Genomic DNA, 17,043 nt, shown 5'->3' with positions numbered 1-17,043 from the left:
TTTCCCGCCCGGCGGGACGCTCCGGGCACAGGCTTCACAACGAAAAGGGGGACGCGTATGGCCGAACAACTGGACCTCTACGCAACCGAAGCGGCGAATACGGCGACAGGCAGCCCTTCCTATGACGCGGACGACATTCAGATCCTGGAAGGGCTGACCGCGGTGCGCAAGCGCCCCGGCATGTACATCGGCAGCACGACGAATTCAGGTCTGCATCATCTCGTCTGGGAGATCGTGGACAACGCCGTCGACGAGCATTTGGCCAAATACTGCACGGATATCAACGTCACGCTGCACAAGAACGGATCGGTGACGGTTCACGATAACGGCCGGGGAATTCCGACCGGCATGCACAAGACGGGCATTCCTACGCCTCAGGTCGTCTTCACGATCCTCCACGCCGGAGGCAAGTTCGGCGGCGGCGGGTACAAGAAGTCCGGCGGCCTTCACGGCGTCGGAGCCTCGGTTACGAACGCGCTTTCGGAATGGCTCGAAGTGGAGATCTTCCGCGACGGCAAGGTACATAAACAGCGCTTCGAGTACTGGGTGGACAAGGACGGCAAGGAGCATGTCGGCGAACCGGTCACGGGACTCGAGGTGACGGGGACGACGCGCCAGACGGGCACGAAGGTCACGTTCAAGCCGGATTCCCGAGTGTTTCACGGCAACACCTCGCTGAGCTTCGACACGCTTTCCGACCGGCTGCAGGAGATCGCCTTCCTCAACTCCGGCCTCAAGGTCGTGCTCAAGGACGAGCGCACGGGCAGCGAGAACGTCTTCCACTACGAAGGCGGCGCCAAGCAGTTCGTCGAGTTCCTGAACGAGGAGAAGTCGGTGCTTCACGAAACGGTGCATTTCAGCGCGGAGAAGGACGACATCGAGGTCGAAGTCGCGCTGCAGTACAACGACGGCTATACGGAGACGATCGTCAGCTTCGTGAACTCGATCCCTACCCGCGGGGGCGGCACGCACGAGACCGGCTTCAAGACCGCGTATACCCGCGTCCTGAACGATTATGCCCGGCGCACGGCGATGATCAAGGAGAAGGACAAGAACCTCGAGGGCGGCGACCTGCGCGAAGGCATGATGGCCGTCATCAACATCAAGATGTCCGAGGTCGAGTTCGTCGGCCAGACGAAAGACCAGCTCGGCAGCTCCTCCGCGAGAAGCGCCGTCGACGCGGTCGTCGCGGACAAGATGGCCGTATTCCTGGAAGAGAACCCGCAGGTCGGCCAGATGCTCCTGAAAAAGGCGATCCAGGCTTCGAAGGCCCGCGAGGCGGCGCGCAAGGCGAGGGACGAGATCCGCAGCGGCAAGAAGCGCAGCGAGAGCTCCAACCTCGGCGGCAAGCTGACGCCGGCCCAGTCCAAGGACTCCACGCGCAACGAGCTGTTCATCGTCGAGGGCGATTCCGCCGGCGGCTCCGCCAAGCAGGGACGAGATTCCAAGATCCAGGCGATTCTGCCGCTCAAGGGCAAGCCGATGAATCCGGAGAAGGCCCGCTTGGCCGACATCCTCAAGAACGACGAGTACAAGGCGATCATCGCTGCGATCGGCGCAGGGGTCGGACCTGAGTTCGATGCATCCGAGTGCAATTACAGCAAGATCATCATCATGACGGATGCCGATACCGACGGCGCCCACATCCAGGTGCTGCTGCTGACGTTCTTCTACCGCTACATGAAGCCGCTCATCGACGCCGGCAAGATCTACATCGCGCAGCCCCCGCTCTACAAGATGAGCCGCAAATCCGGCAAGCTGGAGACGGTCCGGTACGCTTGGACCGACGAGCAGCTGCAGAATTACAGCAAGGAAATGGGCAAGAACTACGAGCTGCAGCGGTACAAGGGACTCGGCGAGATGAACCCCGACCAGCTGTGGGAAACGACGATGAACCCGGACTCGCGCACGCTGCTGCAGGTCCGGATCGAGGACGCGGCCAAGGCCGAAAGGCGCGTATCGACGCTTATGGGCGACAAGGTCGACCCGCGCAAGCGCTGGATCATCGACAATGTAGACTTCAGGGAATACGAGGAATAGGGGGATATACCCATGAGCACGAGCGAGCAGTTTTTGCCGGCTTTCCTCGAGGAAGTCGTCGGCGACCGATTCGGTCGCTATTCCAAATATATTATCCAGGACCGCGCCATTCCGGATGTCAGGGACGGCCTGAAGCCGGTGCAGAGGCGCATCCTGTACGCCATGTACGATTCCGGCAATACGCCGGACAAGCCTTACCGCAAATCCGCCAAAACCGTCGGCGACGTGATGGGCAACTATCATCCGCACGGCGACTCCTCGATCTACGAGGGCATGGTGCGGATGGCGCAGCCGTGGAAGATGGGGCATACGCTCGTCGACGGCCACGGCAACTGGGGCTCGATCGACGATGATCCCGCGGCGGCGATGCGTTATACGGAAGCTCGCCTGTCAAACATCGCGATGGAGCTGCTGCGCGATATCGAGAAGCGCACCGTCCTCTTCAAGGACAACTTCGACAACACCGCCAAGGAGCCGGTCGTGCTTCCGGCCCGCTACCCGAATCTTCTTGTCAACGGAGTCAGCGGGATCAGCTCGGGCTTCGCGACGGAAATTCCGCCCCATAACCTCCGCGAGGTGATCGATGCCTGCATCGCGCTCATGCTGGACGGCAGCCTCGAGGTCGCCGACCTCATGGGCATCATGAAAGGCCCGGATTTCCCGACAGGCGGCATCATCATGGGCGAGGACGGCATCCGCGAGGCGTATACGAACGGCAAGGGCCGCATCCATTTGCGCTCCCGGACCGAAGTGGAGGAGCTGCGGGGCGGCAAGAAGCAGATCGTCGTCACGGAAATCCCCTACCAGGTCGTCAAGTCGCGTCTTGTGACCGCGATGGAGAACATCCGCCTGGAGAAGAAGGTCGACGGCATCGCCGAGGTGCGGGACGAGAGCGGCCGCGAAGGCATGCGCATCGTCATCGAGCTGAAGAAAGACGCCGACGCCGAAGGCATTCTGGCTTATCTGCTCAAAAAGACCGACCTGCAGGTGACCTACAACTTCAACATGGTCGCGATCGTCAACAAGGCTCCGCGCCAAATGGGGATCAAGGAGATTCTGTCCGCCTATATCGGACATCAGAAGGAAGTCGTCACCTTCCGGACGCGCTTCGAGCTGGAGAAGGCGGAAGACCGCGCCCATGTGCTGGAAGGGCTCGTCAAGGCGCTCAACATCCTCGACGAAGTCATCGCCAGCATCAAAGCTTCCAAAAACCGTTCGGACGCCCAGAACAACCTGATGCAGCAGTTCGGCTTCAGCGAGCGCCAGGCGGACGCGATCCTGACTCTCCAGCTCTACAGGCTGACGAATCTGGAGATTACCTCGCTGGAGAAGGAGCTGCGCGAGCTGGCCAAGAAGATCCAGTATCTTCGCTCCATTCTGGAGAGCGAGCGCAAGCTGATCAAGGTCATCCAGGATGAGCTGACGGAAATCCGGGAGAAATACGGCATCGATCGCCGCTCGGAGCTCCGCGGCGAGGTGGAGGAGCTCAAGGTCGGACTGGAAGTGCTCGTGAGCGCGGAGGACGTGCTCGTGGCGATCAGCCGCGAGGGTTATGTGAAGCGCACCGGCATGGTCGGCTTCACCCGCTCCGGAGGCGAGATCGATGCCTCCGGCGTCAAGGACGGAGATTCCATCCGCTACCTGCTGGAGGCGAGCACGATCGACAGCCTGCTCGTCTTCACCCGCAAGGGAAGCTATTACATGCTTCCTGTCCATGCGATACCTGAATTCAAATGGAAGGATGCGGGCACCGCGATCGTCAACGTCATTCCGATTCCGAAGGATGACGGCATCGTGGCGGTCATTCCGGTCAAAGACATCCAGAAGCCGGGCGAATCGCTGTTCTTCTTCACCCGGAGAGGACAGGTGAAGCGGACGGAGCTCAAAGAATACGCAACCAACCGTTCCACGGCCATAGCCGCGTGCAAGGTCGCGGACGGGGACGAGATCGTAGCAGTCGTTCCATCCCGTGGCGAGAGTCATCTGCTGCTCGTCAGCAAGCTGGGCTCGGCCATCCGCTTCCCGGCGGAAGAAGTCAGTCCGATGGGACGCGTCTCCGGAGGCGTGCGCGGCATGCAGTTCAAGGAAGGCGACGAGCTGGCCGCGGCGCTTGAGGTGAGCCGGGAAGACGAGGGCGAGATTCTCGTCATCAGCGACCTCGGCTACGGCAAGCGCAGCTTGCTCGCCGACTATCCGGTGCAAGGGCGAGGCGGCAAGGGCGTGCAGTCCTTCGAATTCAAGGAAGGCAAGCGGGTCAAGCCGAACGGCAGCCGTATTGCCGGCGCTTGGTACTGCCGTCAGCCTCGCGAGCTGAACGTGCAGCTCGCGAGCGGCGCCGTGCAGCGCTTCCTGACGGAGAAGACGCCGATCGAAGACCGCAGATCGATCGGGCGGCAGCTCGCTCAGGTCGAGAAGAGCGACTCCGTGCAGCAGCTGTATGCCCGTCCAGAGCTTGGACAAGGCTGATTCAACGGCATGACGGGATGAGAATAGCGAAGCCCGACCGGCTGATCCAAGCCGGTCGGGCTTTTTTGCTTGTCGGCCAGGCCATTTCTCTGCCTGCGCTCAGTCGAACGGCCGGTCCTCGGAAGGCTCAAGTCGGTCGATAACCTGTAAAAGCGCATCCAGCAGAACCCACATCGGAACGGGCTCATCCGGCTTCTCCAGCCAGACCGAGTCTTTGATGATTCCGTATGCGCGTATTTTGCGGATCACGGATTCCTTATGCTCTTCCACGGTTACCACCCTTTCGCCTTCGCTCGAATTTCTTCTCTGCAGTCTATGTCAGAGTGTGTCTAATGGTTCGGAATGGTATCGATTAAGGTCTGCAATTATTAATCCGATTAACCTTTCTTTCGACATTTTCAGATGGTATAATTTAGGATAGGAATCAGGAGCAGGATCTTGCCCGGGCTTCCTGCGGACGAGCCTGGCCAACTGAACAGATTGGGGTTGAAGTCGTTGTCGGTTATGATTACGGAGGATTTCGCCAAATTGTGGATGAAGCTTTCAAGGGAATGGAAAACCCATCTGGAAGACAGCCTGCTGCCGAACTTGACGGAAGGCCAGCTCAACGCGCTTGAGCTGCTGATCAAGCATCAGCCGATGAAGCCGTCCGAGCTGCTGCAGCATCTTCATACGACGCCGGCTGCCATCACGACGCTGCTCGACCGGATGGAGCGCGGCGGCTTGATCGAGCGGGGCCGGGATCTGGCCGATCGCCGGATCGTCTGGGTGACCGTTACGGAGCATGGGGAGAAGGAAGCCGCGCGCGGCACGGAAGTCAGGGAAGCCTTCATCCGCGGAGCTCTGGACAGGATCTCATCCCATAACCAGCAGCTTCTCGTTTATTTGCTCGGAAAAGTGGCGAACGCCGGCTGATTGCCGGCGTTCGTTTTCTTTTGGCCCACATGGGGGGCTTCTGCTGTCTAGCTTCAGGATGATGATTTCGACGGTAGCAGCTCGGTATTGCAGCGTAAAGGTTTTGCAATAAAGTTGCATGGCTGCCCGTGCCCAGCTGCTGCGTTATGCCCAGCTGCGAAAAGGGCGGAGGCGTTCCGGAAACGAACAACAGCGGCAGCCTTGGAGAAGCTTGCTCTCCTTGGGCTGCCGCTGTTTTCCTGTCGTCTCTGCCATTATCGGGGTTCTGTGTTCCCTGCTTCCGCTCCGAATTCCGTCTCCAGATGCAAGGCCGCTCCGTCGAGAAGGCTGTCCTTCCAGAGGTTCCACGGAAAGGAGCTTGGCGGTCGGGAGGAGAAGATCATCCACTCCTTACTGACCGGATGCGGAATGCCTGCTGCCGCCGACCAGAGCGCGATGTCCGCATGGCCGCTCTTGGACTTGTCTCCGCGCGGGACGGGGGCTCCGTATTTCAGGTCGGCATAGAGCGGACAGCCGATGGCAGCCATTTGGACGCGGATCTGGTGAGGCCGGCCGGTATGAAGGCGGACGGCCGCCAACGTCAAGCCTTCCGCCTCGCCGAGCACGGCATAGGAAAGCCTTGCTTCCTTGGCTTCTCCCCGAGGCTTGTCGTAAGCCGCGACGACGTTGCGCTTCGAGTCCTTGTCCAAGTAATGCTTCAGCTGTCCCTTGGACTGGGGCGGCTTGCCGTTCAGAACGGCCACATACGTCTTGCTGAAGGTCCTCGTCCGTACGGAATCGGACAGCCGCCCGGCGGCCTTGGACGTCTTGGCGAACAGCATGACGCCTCCTACCGGCCGGTCCAAGCGGTGGACGAGCCCGAGAAACACGTTGCCGGGCTTGTCATGCCGCAATTTCAGGTCCTGCTTGAGAAGCGTCAGCATATCCGCGTCGCCGCTCTCGTCCGCCTGAGACGGAATGCCTGGCGGCTTCACGACCGCGAGCAGATGGTTGTCCTCGTAAAGCACGGGAATGCCCGGAGAGGCCGCCATGCTCTCAGGCCTCCCAGCGGCCCAGGATGCCGCAGGGCAGCACGAGACCGGAGGCGCTGATCGGCAGGCCGATCTCGCCGCAGTTGATGCTGCCGCCGAAGCGCTTGCCTGCGGTCATATGGAGCAGGTTGTGGAGCACCTGCGGCGACAAGCCCGTCGTATAGGAGTTGATCAGCAGGAAGAGCGGGTTGTCGGTCAGTATTTCCATGCAGGATTCCAGGAAGGGGAACAGGCTCGACTCCAGCTTCCACATTTCTCCGCCCGGACCTCGTCCATAGGACGGAGGATCCATGATGATGGCATCGTATTTGCTGCCGCGGCGCTGCTCGCGCTGCACGAATTTGAACACATCATCCGTAATATAGCGGATCGGCCGGTCGGCGAGGCCGGACAGCTGGGCATTCTCCTTGGCCCATTGGACCATGCCCTTGGCTGCGTCGACATGGCAGACGTCGGCTCCGGCCGCTCCGGCTGCAACGGTGGCTCCGCCGGTATACGCGAACAGATTGAGAACGCGTACAGGTCGCCCTGCGCCGCGGATCTTGTCCATCATCCAGCTCCAGTTGACCGCCTGCTCGGGAAACAGTCCCGTATGCTTGAAGTTGGTCGGCTTGATGTTGAACTTCAATTCTCCGTAGGATACGGTCCATTTGTCCGGAAGCTGCTTGCGGAAATCCCATTGTCCGCCGCCCGCCGAGCTGCGGTGGTAATGGCCGTCTGCGTTCGACCAGCTGCGGCGGTCGCCCCGGTAAGGCCATATGATCTGCGGATCCGGCCGGCGCAGGGTGACATCCCCCCAGCGCTCCAGCTTGTCTCCGTCGCCTGTATCGATAAGTTCGTAGTCTTTCCATAGGTCTGCAATGTACATAGTGGTCTGCTTGGCCCCTTTGCTTCAACAATCGTCCACTTATTATATCGGGTGGCCGTTGGGGAAGCAATGAAAGCGGCAAGGAGGGAGGACAATCCGAGAAAGTTGAAAAGAATAAGGAGAGTCGCGGAAAACGAAGGAAAAAAAATAGACCCGGTATCGAAGCCGATCAGGGAAGCGCCGAAGCGCCTGCCCCTTCCGCGGCATGAAGGCAGGCGCTTATTCGGCTTGCTTGAGCACATCCATCATCCGGTCTATGGAACGCTGACGCTTCTCGGCATCCATTCCGCTCAGAATTCTCAGAATTTCGAACGTTTCCGGAGCGACCTGGGCTTCGCTTTGATTTTGCTCTCCGCCGATCATATAATCCAGGGAGACTTCAAAAAACGTGGCAAGCTTGATCAGGGTTTCATAGACGGGCTGGCGGTTATTGATTTCATAATGACTGTAGGCGGAGCGGGTAATGCCGATCTTTTTCGAGACTTCCTCCTGGGACATGTTCTTGTTAAGCCGGAGTTCACGCAATCGATCTCCCATCGTCAGGGTCATGTCGGGCTGCTCCTTACTTCATTCTAAGCGGCAGTGCCGGTTGAAGATTGCGGGCATGCAGTGGCACGGCCTCAATCAAACTTTATGATACAATATGTATCATTGTCAAGCGTACGCACGGAGATCCTGTATGATAACGCGAATCGCAAACATTAATTTAAAGCCCGGAACCATGCGGGTCACTTCGAAAGGAGAGGGAATGATTGATTCAAACAACGAAGCTGTGGATAGGCGGTAAATGGGTGGAAGGAAGCCGCACCGAGCCGCTTCATGCGCCGTATGGGGGAGAGCGCCTGGCGGAAATCGGCTATGCTTCGAAGGAGCAGGCCGCGCAAGCCGTCATCGCCGCAAGAGACGCTTTCCGCGATTTCCGTGCCGAGCCAGCCCATCGCAGAAGCTCGATCCTGTATCAGGCTGCCGATCTGCTGGAGCGCCGCAGCGCCGAGGCGGCCGAGATCGTCGCCTTGGAAGCGGGCAAGCCGATCAAGGCTGCCCGGGCCGAGATCGCGCGTACGGTGCAGACCTATCTGTTTGCCGCGGAGGCGGCGAGAAACCTGAGAGGAGAGACGATTCCGATGGACGCGGCTCCCCGCGGCGAAGGACGAAGGGCGATGCTGGGGCGGGAGCCTGTCGGCGTCGTAAGCGCGATTACTCCGTTCAACTTCCCGTTCAACCTCGTCGCCCACAAGGTCGGTCCGGCCATCGCGGCGGGCAACGCGATCGTGCTCAAGCCCGCCGAGCAGACGCCTCTGTCGGCGCTGTTCCTGGCTGAGCTGTTCGAGGAAGCCGGCCTGCCGGATGGCGTGCTGAACATCATCCCGGGCAGCGGCAAGGAGCTCGGGGAGACGCTATCCTCGCATCCCGATATCGCCTTCGTCACCTTCACCGGAAGTCCGGAGGTGGGCAAGCAGATCCGGGCGCAGGCGGGTCTGCGCAAGGTCACGCTGGAGCTTGGCAGCAATTCCCCGCTGCTGGTCGACCGCGGCTTTTCCCCGGAGGAACTTGCGCGCATCGCCGATGAAGCGGCTGCAGGAGCTTTCGCCTACAATGGACAGGTGTGCATATCGGTGCAGAGGGTGCTCGTGCATGAAGAGCATTTCGAAGTCTTCACGGAGCTGCTCGCGGAGCGCGCGCGGAAGCTGACCGCAGGAGATCCGCTCGACGAGCGGACGGATATCACCCCGCTCATCAATGAGCGAGCCGCGGACCGACTCAAGTCTTGGCTCCAGCGGGCCAAGGAAGGAGGAGCCCGCGTGCGCTGCGGCGGGAGCTTCGACGGCTCGCTGATGATGCCCGCCGTGCTCACCGATGTGCCGGAGAACGCGGAGCTCAGCTGCGAGGAGGCATTCGGTCCCGTTGCGGTGGTGGCGCCTTTCGTCAGCTGGGAGGAAGCCATCGCGGCGGCCAACCGGTCCAAGTTCGGACTGCAGGCAGGCGTATTCACGAAAAACATGGAGCATGCCCTGCAAGCCGCCGACCGTCTGCATTGCGGCGGCGTCATGATCAACGACGTCCCGACCTTCCGCCTGGACCATATGCCTTACGGAGGGGTCAAGGACAGCGGCAGCGGCCGGGAAGGCGTCCGGTACGCCATGGAGGAGATGACGGAGCCGAAGCTCGTCAGCTTCCGCAGCGGATTCTTCGAGGGCTGACATGCCGTGCATGGAAGCCTTTGCAGCTGCGTTCGTCGCATTTTACGAAAGGTTGTCGACAAACATTGAATAAGCGCCGCGTTTTCTTTATAATAGAAGCACAAACGAAGCCGATCCTGTTCAATGACTCCAAGGAGCCGGGATCTTTCCCGGGCCTCCTTGACTTTCAACCTGCCATTGTCAGGCCGCCGGTTACCAAGCCGGCGGCTTTTTGCCGGGCTGATGCTTGCGAGGCGGCTTCATTGTTATCATCCGTACCAACCTTTTTTACTTAACGGAGGTAGTTGGCAAATGACCGACGAATCAAACACTAAACGGCAATGGAATGATTACTTCGGACCCAACCTGGGCTACGTCCAGGAACAGTACGAGCGCTACAGCAGCGATCCCGAATCCGTCGATCCCTCTTTCCGCGACCTGTTCGCGGAGCTGGGCGAACCGCCGGCTGACTTTGCTCCTGCAGCGGTTCAAAGTGCTGCTCCGTCCGGCCAGGTTTCCGTCGACGTCTCGCTTCTGAAAAAGCTTGCGGCCGCGGAAAAACTGGTAGGCAACATCCGTACCTACGGCCATCTGGCCGCAAACACCGATCCGCTCGGACTCCGCGCTTCCTCGGATACGCGTCTTGTCGAGCCCGCGACTTTCGATCTCACCGAGTCGGACCTCAGCCGGTTCCCGGCTTCCATCCTCTGGGATCATGCTCCAGCCAGCGTCACGAACGGCTGGCAAGCGATCCAGCAGCTTCGCAAGTCTTACACCCAATCCATCGGATTCGAATTCAGCCACGTCCATACCGAGACGGAACGGGACTGGCTCAGCGCCAAGGCTGAATCCGGCATTGCCAACTCCTCCCTGAACCCGGAAGAGCGGAAAGCTCTCCTTGACCTGCTTATTCATGTGGAACAATTCGAAGCGTACTTGCACCGCACGTTCGTCGGCCAAAAAAGGTTCTCCGTCGAAGGCGTCGACATGCTCATTCCGGTCATCGACGAGATCGTCCGCCAATCCGTTCAGAACGGAGCCGAGCATGTCCTGATGGGCATGGCGCACCGCGGCCGCCTGAACGTGCTTGCCCATGTCCTGCGCAAGCCGTACGCGAAGATCTTCTCGGAATTCCATCATGCGCCGAACAAGGAGCTCGTTCCTTCCGAAGGCTCCATGGGAATCAATTCCGGCTGGGCCGGCGACGTGAAGTACCATCTGGGCGCGGACCGCTCCATCGAGACCGGCGCCCGCATCCTGCTGGCCAACAATCCGAGCCATCTGGAGTACGTCAACTCCGTCGTCGAGGGCTTCTCCCGCGCCGCTCAGGAAGACCGCAGCAAAGCGGGCTACCCGGTGCAGGAGCTCGACAAGTCCATCGCGATCCAAGTCCATGGCGACGCCGCGTTCCCGGGAGAAGGCATCGTTGCGGAAACGCTTAACTTCACCGGTCTCGACGGCTACCGCAATGGCGGATCCATCCATATCATCGCGAACAACCGCATCGGCTTCACGACCGACAGCAAGGATTCCCGCTCCACGCATTATGCGAGCGACCTCGCCAAAGGCTACGAAATTCCGATCGTGCATGTCAACGCGGACGATCCGGAGGCTTGCATCGCGGCCGTGCGCCTTGCTTGCGAGTACCGCAACAAGTTCAAGAAGGACTTCCTGATCGATCTTGTCGGCTACCGCCGCTACGGCCACAACGAAATGGACGATCCGGAAGGCACCCAGCCGCTCGTGTACGAGAAGGTGCGCAAGCACTTGACGGTTGCGAACCTGTACGCCGAGCGTCTCAAGGCGGAGGGAGCCCTCTCCGGGGACGAGATCGACAAGCTGATCCAGAATACGCTGCAGGAGCTTCAAGACGCCTACGACGTCATGAAGGAAAATGCGGCCAACGGCAAGCATGCCGATACGGGTCCGATTCCGGTTGCTCCGGAAAATACCGAGACGGCTGTTCCGCTCGACAAGCTGCGCGAGATCAACGCCGAGCTGCTTAAATATCCGGAAGGCTTCACCGTCTATCCGAAGCTGCAGCGCATCTTGCAGCGCCGCGGCTCCATGCTCGACCAAGGCGAAAAGGTCGACTGGGCGCTCGCCGAGACGCTGGCGTTCGCGACGATCCTTGCCGACGGCAAGCCGATCCGCATGAGCGGCCAGGATGTCGAGCGCGCGACGTTCTCGCATCGCCATATCGTGCTCAACGACCATAAGACGGGCGAGAAGTTCTCTCCGATGCACCGCTTCCCGCAGGCAAAGGCATCGTTCGCGATCCACAACAGTCCGCTGACCGAAGGCGCGGTGCTCGGCTTCGAGTACGGCTACAACGTATTCTCGCCAGAGACGTTCACGATCTGGGAAGCCCAATATGGCGACTTCGCGAACTCCGCGCAAGTCATCTTCGACCAGTTCATCTCGGCGGGCCGCACGAAATGGAAGCAGCGCTCCAGCCTCGTCATGCTGCTGCCTCACGGCTACGAAGGCCAAGGTCCGGAGCATTCCAGCGCCCGCCTCGAACGTTATCTGCAGCTGTGCGCAGAGAACAACTGGACGGTGGCGAACCTGTCCACGGCGGCCCAGTACTTCCATCTGCTCCGCCGCCAGGCTGCCTGGACCGAGCATGAGGGAGCGCGTCCGCTCGTCATGATGTCGCCGAAAAGCCTGATCCGCAACCCGCGCGTCCTGTCGCCGGGCGAGGATCTTGCGAATGGCAGCTTCAAGCTCGTTCTGGAGCAGAATGGCCTTGGCGCGAAGCCGGCTGCGGTCCGCCGCCTGATCCTGTGCTCGGGCAAGGTCGCCGTCGATCTCGAGGAAGCTCTGGAATCCGCCGGCGATCAGGATATGAGCTGGCTGCATATCGTGCGCGTGGAGCAGCTGTATCCGTTCCCTCAAAAGGAAATCGCCGAGATCATCGCCCGTTACGGCAAGCTGGAAGAAATCGTATGGGTACAGGAAGAGCCGAAAAACATGGGCGCCTGGACCTTCATGGAATCCCGCATCCGCGAAGTGGCGGGCGACAAAGCTGTCCACTATATCGGACGCCCGGACCGTTCGAGCCCGGCAAGCGGCCACCAAGACGTTCACGCCGCCGAACAACAATCCATCATCTCGCTCTCGCTGCAGCAAAAAGCGTTGAACACGATTTTACTTGGGAGGTAGAAGCAAGTGTCTGATATCAAAGTGCCTGACTTAGGCGAATCCATCTCGGAAGCAACGATCACCAAATGGCTCAAGAAAGAAGGGGAAGCCGTAGCCCAGGGCGACCTTCTTCTGGAGCTTGAAACCGATAAAGTCAACCTGGAAATCAGCGCCGATTCCAGCGGCGTGCTGAACAGCATCGTCAAAGGCGAGGGCGACACCGTCCTCGTCGGCGAGACGATCGGCGTCATCGGAGAGGGCGGCGCGGCCGCATCCGCTCCGGCCGCCGCTCCTGCGCAGCCGGTCCAAACGGAAGCTCCGGTCGCGCCAGCTTCCGCTCCGGCAGCCGCTGCCGCACCGGCGCCGGTGCCTGCGAACGCGAGCAGCGAAGGCTCCGCCATCGCATCGCCGTCCGCACGCAAGCTTGCCCGCGAGCGCGGCATCGATCTGAACCAAGTCAAAGGTACCGATCCCAACGGCCGCATCTACAATCAGGACGTGGCGAACCATGGTACCGCTCCTGCTGCTCCTGCCGCCGCGCCAGCCAAAGCTCCAGCCGCTCCGGCGAAGCCTAGCTTCACGGAACAGCCGGGCAAGCCGGTCGAGCGTACGAAAATGTCCCGCCGCCGCCAGACGATCGCAAAGCGCCTGGTGGAAGCCCAGCACACGGCTGCCATGCTGACGACGTTCAACGAAGTCGACATGACGGCGATCCTCGACGTGCGCAAGCGCCGCAAGGACGCTTTCAAGGAGAAGAACGAAGTCGGCCTCGGCTTCATGTCCTTCTTCACGAAGGCTGTCGTCGGCGCGCTGAAGAAATACCCGCTGCTCAACGCGGAAATCGACGGCGACGATCTGATCCTCAAGAAATACTATGATATCGGCATCGCCGTCGCCGCTCCGGACGGCCTCGTCGTTCCGGTCGTGCGCGACGCCGACCGCCTCGGCTTCGCCGGCATCGAGAAATCGATCTCCGAGCTTGCAGGCAAAGCCCGCAAAAATACGCTGGCGCTCTCCGATCTTCAAGGAGGCACGTTCACGATCACGAACGGCGGCGTCTTCGGCTCCCTGCTGTCGACCCCGATCCTGAACGCTCCGCAGGTCGGCATCCTGGGCATGCACAAGATCCAGATCCGTCCTGTAGCCATCGACGACGTGCGCATGGAGAACCGTCCGATGATGTACATCGCCCTGTCTTACGACCACCGCATCGTGGACGGCGCCGAAGCGGTCCGCTTCCTCGTGACCGTCAAGGAACTGCTGGAAGATCCGGAATCCCTTCTTCTCGAAGGCTGATATCGTCCCGGAAATAGACAAGCCCGGAGATGCCATGGCATCTCCGGGCTTTTTATATTCTTCCTTGATTATCCCTTACATCTTGCGGTTGCAGTACAGCAGCAGAATGACATAACCGGCCCCGATGCAGACGAGAAGGTAGGACAATTCGGGAAGGTTGATGACGCCGACAAAAAAGACGACGACGCTGGCGATGAGATTGTACATGGCGATCGTCCGGTACAGCTTGTCGCGGTCCCGGATGCGGCCGGGCGCGAATGCGGCGAGCAGCCATGGGCTGCGTCTGACACCGGTGAAATAGGCGACGGCATAAATGATGAGAGCGAGCAGCAGCAGATACACATTCATGGTGGCTGTATCCCCTTGTTGATGAGCTGGATCAGGCGGCCGGAAAGCGCGCTGTATTCTTTATTATACGTCGGCATTCCAGGATGTGGGAATGGTTTTTATTGCGGGAAATCGGAATATCGCCGGCCGCTGCCGCATAGGAATGTATGGGGAGCCAAGCTTGATCCGCTAGTTCATGGGAGAGGATGCCGGCCGACGGAAGCATATCATCGGGAGGCGGCACTTATGGGCACGGACACTTTGATTGCGCTGCTGGCGCTGGTTGTATCGATCATCCAGTTGGCCGGGCGCAACGGCAAGCTGTAACGGCTGCACCGCAGGCGGGCAGGGAACATTTCAGGTTCCCTGCCCGTTTTTTTGGCGCGGACGAGGGGCGCCTCTGTCAGGCGAGGCCTGGATTGGACACATTTCGAGGAAAGGCATTTCTATGGTATACTTGGGATATCCTATGATTGTTACGCGGAAAGGAAGACTGGCGATGGCGGGAACGATGACGAACGGAACAGCCAAAGTGATGCTTGATGCGATGTCCAGGAGCGGATGGAGAATTACCGATCAGCGCCGCAAGCTGGCGGATATTTTCTCTGCGACCGAAGGCTATTTGTCTCCCAAGGATGTGTACGAGGCGATGGCGGTCTCTTACCCCGGCGTAAGCTTCGATACAGTCTACCGCAATTTGCGGCTCATGAGCGAGATGGGCGTGCTCGAACAGTTCTATTCCATGGATGCCGGCCTTAAGTTCAAAGCCGCCTGCTTCCATCACCATCATCATCATCTGATCTGCACGAACTGCGAAAAGACGCTTACCCTCGACTACTGTCCGATGGAGCAGGAAATGCGGCTGCCGGGCAACTTCAAGATCATGAACCACCGATTCGAGGTCTACGGCATTTGCGAGCATTGCCAAAAGGAGCAAGCGGGGAGCTGAATGCCGGCTTGTTCTTTTTTGCGGCGATGAAGCTGCTGTATGACGGCCGCCTTGCAGGTGGCTGCCGGGCATTTTACCGGATCCGGCTCCAGATCGCTTCCGTGCGATGCCTTCGGATGGGAGCCCGTTTCGGTCATTGACTTTGAGAACCGACCCTGATAGAATTGTCGAGGTGTAATGATTACTATTAAGCTCGTATTCCTTCCGCTAGGCGGGAATGGCGACTATCAATCTACCAAATATGTAATATTTACGATAGAAGGAGGGATGGCCATGCTTCTGGCATCCTTGAAAGACGTTGACTTCGGATACAGCGATGTGCCGACGCTAAATAACGCCTCCCTCGAGGTGCACAGCGCCGAGTTCGTCGCCGTGACGGGACCGAACGGAGCGTCCAAGACGACGCTGCTCAAGCTCATGCTCGGCTTGCTGAAGCCGTGGAAAGGAAAGGTGCAGCTGGCGCGGAGACGGGATGACGGCCGCAGGCTTACCGTCAGCTACGTGCCGCAGCAGATCGCCGCCTTCAACGGAGGCTTTCCGAGCAACGTGCAGGAGTTCGTCCTCTCCGGCGTCCACAGCCGCGGCTCCTGGTTCCGCAAGGTGACGGAGAAGGATCGGGCAGCGGCGGAAAAATCGCTTCGCCAGGTCGGAATGTGGCAGCTGCGCAGCCGCCGCATCGGCGAGCTGTCCGGCGGGCAGAAGCAGCGCATCATTATTGCGAGGGCGCTGACCCAGCGGCCGGATCTGCTCATCATGGACGAGCCGACGACGGGCATGGATCAGGAAAGCCGGGCCGGATTTTACGAGCTGATGCGCCATATGGTCGAAGTCCACGGCATGACCGTCGTCATGGTGACGCATGGTCTGGATGAATGCCGCCCTTACCTGGACCGGATCATCGAGCTGGAGAGAAAGGGGGAGGGCGGATGGAAATGCTGCAGTACGACTTTATGCAACGGGCATTTTGTGCCGGCGGGCTGATCGCGATCATCGCTTCCGTGCTTGGCGTGTACCTCATGCTCAGACGGCAGGCGCTCATGGCGGACATGCTTTCCCATGTATCTCTGGCCGGGGTCGCCGCCGGGGCATACCTCAATTGGAACCCGACCTTGTCGGGCTTCCTGACTGCCATCGTCGGGGCGGTAGCCGTCGAATATGTTCGCCGTTCCTACAAGACGTACAGCGAGATATCGGTCGCGATCATCATGGTCGGAGGGCTCTCGACGGCGGTCGTCCTCATGAGCCTGAACAAGAGCATCAGCAAAAGCTTCACGTCGTATCTGTTCGGATCCGTCGTCGCGGTCGATCAGACCCAGCTCATCCTGATGGCGGCCGTGACGGTCATCGGCGGCTTGTTCTTCTTCCTGCTGCGGCGTCCGCTGTACCAGATGACGTTCGACGAGGAGACGGCCCGCGTCAGCGGCCTTCCCGTCGGGCTCATCTCGATGACGTTCAGCGTGCTGACCGGCATGATCGTCGCCGCCGCGATGCCGGTCGTCGGCGTGCTGCTCGTCTCCTCGCTGATCGTCCTGCCGGCATCGCTGGCGATCCGGATCGCCAGCCGCTTCAGCGCCGCGCTTCTGCTCGCTGTCGGCATCGGCCTGACGGGCGTGTTCACCGGCCTCACGGCCTCTTACCAGCTGAGCCTGCCTCCGGGCGGCACAATCGCGTTGGTTCTCCTCGCTCTGCTGCTGATCGGCGTCGGACTCAAAAATGGGATTCGGTTCGTACGCTCCAAGAGCAGCCATGTGGCGGCTGCCGATACAGAGATGCATACCTACGGCCCCATTCCAAGGCTGAGCGAGGATTCACATAGCCATTAATCAA

15 protein-coding genes are annotated in these 17,043 nt (G+C 60.0%); 10 read left to right on the top strand and 5 right to left on the bottom strand.

What is annotated here, in order from left to right; translation table 11 throughout:
* Positions 1 to 57: 57 nt before the first annotated feature.
* Positions 58 to 2,040, top strand: coding sequence for a DNA topoisomerase IV subunit B (gene parE / locus ACLBWT_RS22280; RefSeq protein ID WP_447665270.1), 1,983 nt, complete (start codon positions 58 to 60; stop codon positions 2,038 to 2,040).
* Positions 2,041 to 2,052: 12 nt separating this feature from the next.
* A complete protein-coding gene (gene gyrA, locus ACLBWT_RS22275; RefSeq protein ID WP_447665269.1) occupies positions 2,053 to 4,506 on the top strand; it encodes a DNA gyrase subunit A in 2,454 nt (817 codons plus the stop codon).
* Positions 4,507 to 4,605: 99 nt separating this feature from the next.
* Here the strand turns inward: gyrA and ACLBWT_RS22270 are convergent, their stop codons facing one another.
* A complete protein-coding gene (locus tag ACLBWT_RS22270) occupies positions 4,606 to 4,776 on the bottom strand; it encodes a hypothetical protein (RefSeq protein ID WP_021879808.1) in 171 nt (56 codons plus the stop codon).
* A 234-nt stretch (positions 4,777 to 5,010) separates the two neighbouring features.
* Here ACLBWT_RS22270 and ACLBWT_RS22265 point away from each other — a divergent pair, with 234 nt between their 5' ends.
* On the top strand, positions 5,011 to 5,421 hold the full coding sequence (locus tag ACLBWT_RS22265; protein WP_076356242.1) for a MarR family winged helix-turn-helix transcriptional regulator: 411 nt from the start codon (positions 5,011 to 5,013) through the stop codon (positions 5,419 to 5,421).
* A 254-nt stretch (positions 5,422 to 5,675) separates the two neighbouring features.
* Here ACLBWT_RS22265 and ACLBWT_RS22260 read toward each other — a convergent pair whose 3' ends face one another.
* The 3 genes from ACLBWT_RS22260 to ACLBWT_RS22250 all read right to left on the bottom strand — a co-directional run bounded on the left by ACLBWT_RS22260 (position 5,676) and on the right by ACLBWT_RS22250 (position 7,869).
* Positions 5,676 to 6,452 carry an RluA family pseudouridine synthase gene (locus tag ACLBWT_RS22260; protein ID WP_447665268.1) on the bottom strand — a complete coding sequence of 259 codons (777 nt, stop codon included), beginning with the start codon at positions 6,450 to 6,452 and terminating at the stop codon, positions 5,676 to 5,678.
* Between the two features lie 4 nt (positions 6,453 to 6,456).
* A complete protein-coding gene (locus ACLBWT_RS22255) occupies positions 6,457 to 7,320 on the bottom strand; it encodes a class I SAM-dependent methyltransferase (protein WP_447665267.1) in 864 nt (287 codons plus the stop codon).
* 219 nt (positions 7,321 to 7,539) lie between these two features.
* Positions 7,540 to 7,869 (bottom strand): helix-turn-helix domain-containing protein, encoded by a 330-nt coding sequence (locus tag ACLBWT_RS22250; protein ID WP_447665266.1) that lies wholly within the window; start codon positions 7,867 to 7,869, stop codon positions 7,540 to 7,542.
* A 203-nt stretch (positions 7,870 to 8,072) separates the two neighbouring features.
* Here ACLBWT_RS22250 and ACLBWT_RS22245 point away from each other — a divergent pair, with 203 nt between their 5' ends.
* From ACLBWT_RS22245 to odhB, 3 genes are all read left to right on the top strand, one after another.
* Positions 8,073 to 9,521, top strand: coding sequence for an aldehyde dehydrogenase family protein (locus ACLBWT_RS22245; protein WP_447665265.1), 1,449 nt, complete (start codon positions 8,073 to 8,075; stop codon positions 9,519 to 9,521).
* Between the two features lie 291 nt (positions 9,522 to 9,812).
* Complete coding sequence (locus tag ACLBWT_RS22240) at positions 9,813 to 12,665, top strand: 2-oxoglutarate dehydrogenase E1 component (RefSeq protein WP_447665264.1); 2,853 nt, start codon at positions 9,813 to 9,815, stop codon at positions 12,663 to 12,665.
* A gap of 6 nt (positions 12,666 to 12,671) precedes the next feature.
* Positions 12,672 to 13,940 (top strand): 2-oxoglutarate dehydrogenase complex dihydrolipoyllysine-residue succinyltransferase, encoded by a 1,269-nt coding sequence (gene odhB, locus ACLBWT_RS22235; protein ID WP_447665263.1) that lies wholly within the window; start codon positions 12,672 to 12,674, stop codon positions 13,938 to 13,940.
* A gap of 75 nt (positions 13,941 to 14,015) precedes the next feature.
* Here the strand turns inward: odhB and ACLBWT_RS22230 are convergent, their stop codons facing one another.
* Entirely contained in the window at positions 14,016 to 14,288 is a 273-nt protein-coding gene (locus ACLBWT_RS22230; RefSeq protein WP_447665262.1) for a DUF3784 domain-containing protein, read from the bottom strand.
* Between the two features lie 15 nt (positions 14,289 to 14,303).
* Here ACLBWT_RS22230 and ACLBWT_RS22225 point away from each other — a divergent pair, with 15 nt between their 5' ends.
* The 4 genes from ACLBWT_RS22225 to ACLBWT_RS22210 all read left to right on the top strand — a co-directional run bounded on the left by ACLBWT_RS22225 (position 14,304) and on the right by ACLBWT_RS22210 (position 17,039).
* Positions 14,304 to 14,594, top strand: coding sequence for a hypothetical protein (locus tag ACLBWT_RS22225; protein ID WP_447665261.1), 291 nt, complete (start codon positions 14,304 to 14,306; stop codon positions 14,592 to 14,594).
* A gap of 172 nt (positions 14,595 to 14,766) precedes the next feature.
* Positions 14,767 to 15,216 carry a Fur family transcriptional regulator gene (locus ACLBWT_RS22220; RefSeq protein WP_447665260.1) on the top strand — a complete coding sequence of 150 codons (450 nt, stop codon included), beginning with the start codon at positions 14,767 to 14,769 and terminating at the stop codon, positions 15,214 to 15,216.
* A gap of 273 nt (positions 15,217 to 15,489) precedes the next feature.
* The gene (locus ACLBWT_RS22215; RefSeq protein WP_447665259.1) at positions 15,490 to 16,197 is read left to right on the top strand and encodes a metal ABC transporter ATP-binding protein; all 708 of its coding nucleotides are present in this window, start codon (positions 15,490 to 15,492) and stop codon (positions 16,195 to 16,197) included.
* The gene (locus ACLBWT_RS22210; protein ID WP_447665258.1) at positions 16,143 to 17,039 is read left to right on the top strand and encodes a metal ABC transporter permease; all 897 of its coding nucleotides are present in this window, start codon (positions 16,143 to 16,145) and stop codon (positions 17,037 to 17,039) included. The genes ACLBWT_RS22215 and ACLBWT_RS22210 overlap by 55 nt, the downstream gene beginning before the upstream one ends.
* Positions 17,040 to 17,043: the final 4 nt, after the last annotated feature.

Source organism: Paenibacillus sp. D51F (assembly GCF_053345695.1).
The sequence above is the reverse complement of the archived record's forward strand: the minus strand, read 5'-3'. Positions and strand labels throughout refer to the sequence as shown.

Excerpts from the sequence above, each read along its gene's own strand:
- ACLBWT_RS22220 (WP_447665260.1), top strand. The coding sequence starts at position 14,767 with ATGGCGGGAACGATGACGAACGGAACAGCCAAAGTGATGCTTGATGCG.
- ACLBWT_RS22230 (WP_447665262.1), bottom strand. The coding sequence starts at position 14,288 with ATGAATGTGTATCTGCTGCTGCTCGCTCTCATCATTTATGCCGTCGCC.
- ACLBWT_RS22255 (WP_447665267.1), bottom strand. The coding sequence starts at position 7,320 with ATGTACATTGCAGACCTATGGAAAGACTACGAACTTATCGATACAGGC.
- ACLBWT_RS22240 (WP_447665264.1), top strand. The coding sequence starts at position 9,813 with ATGACCGACGAATCAAACACTAAACGGCAATGGAATGATTACTTCGGA.
- ACLBWT_RS22215 (WP_447665259.1), top strand. The coding sequence starts at position 15,490 with ATGCTTCTGGCATCCTTGAAAGACGTTGACTTCGGATACAGCGATGTG.
- ACLBWT_RS22260 (WP_447665268.1), bottom strand. The coding sequence starts at position 6,452 with ATGGCGGCCTCTCCGGGCATTCCCGTGCTTTACGAGGACAACCATCTG.
- gyrA (WP_447665269.1), top strand. The coding sequence starts at position 2,053 with ATGAGCACGAGCGAGCAGTTTTTGCCGGCTTTCCTCGAGGAAGTCGTC.
- ACLBWT_RS22210 (WP_447665258.1), top strand. The coding sequence starts at position 16,143 with ATGGAAATGCTGCAGTACGACTTTATGCAACGGGCATTTTGTGCCGGC.
- ACLBWT_RS22265 (WP_076356242.1), top strand. The coding sequence starts at position 5,011 with ATGATTACGGAGGATTTCGCCAAATTGTGGATGAAGCTTTCAAGGGAA.
- ACLBWT_RS22250 (WP_447665266.1), bottom strand. The coding sequence starts at position 7,869 with ATGACCCTGACGATGGGAGATCGATTGCGTGAACTCCGGCTTAACAAG.
- parE (WP_447665270.1), top strand. The coding sequence starts at position 58 with ATGGCCGAACAACTGGACCTCTACGCAACCGAAGCGGCGAATACGGCG.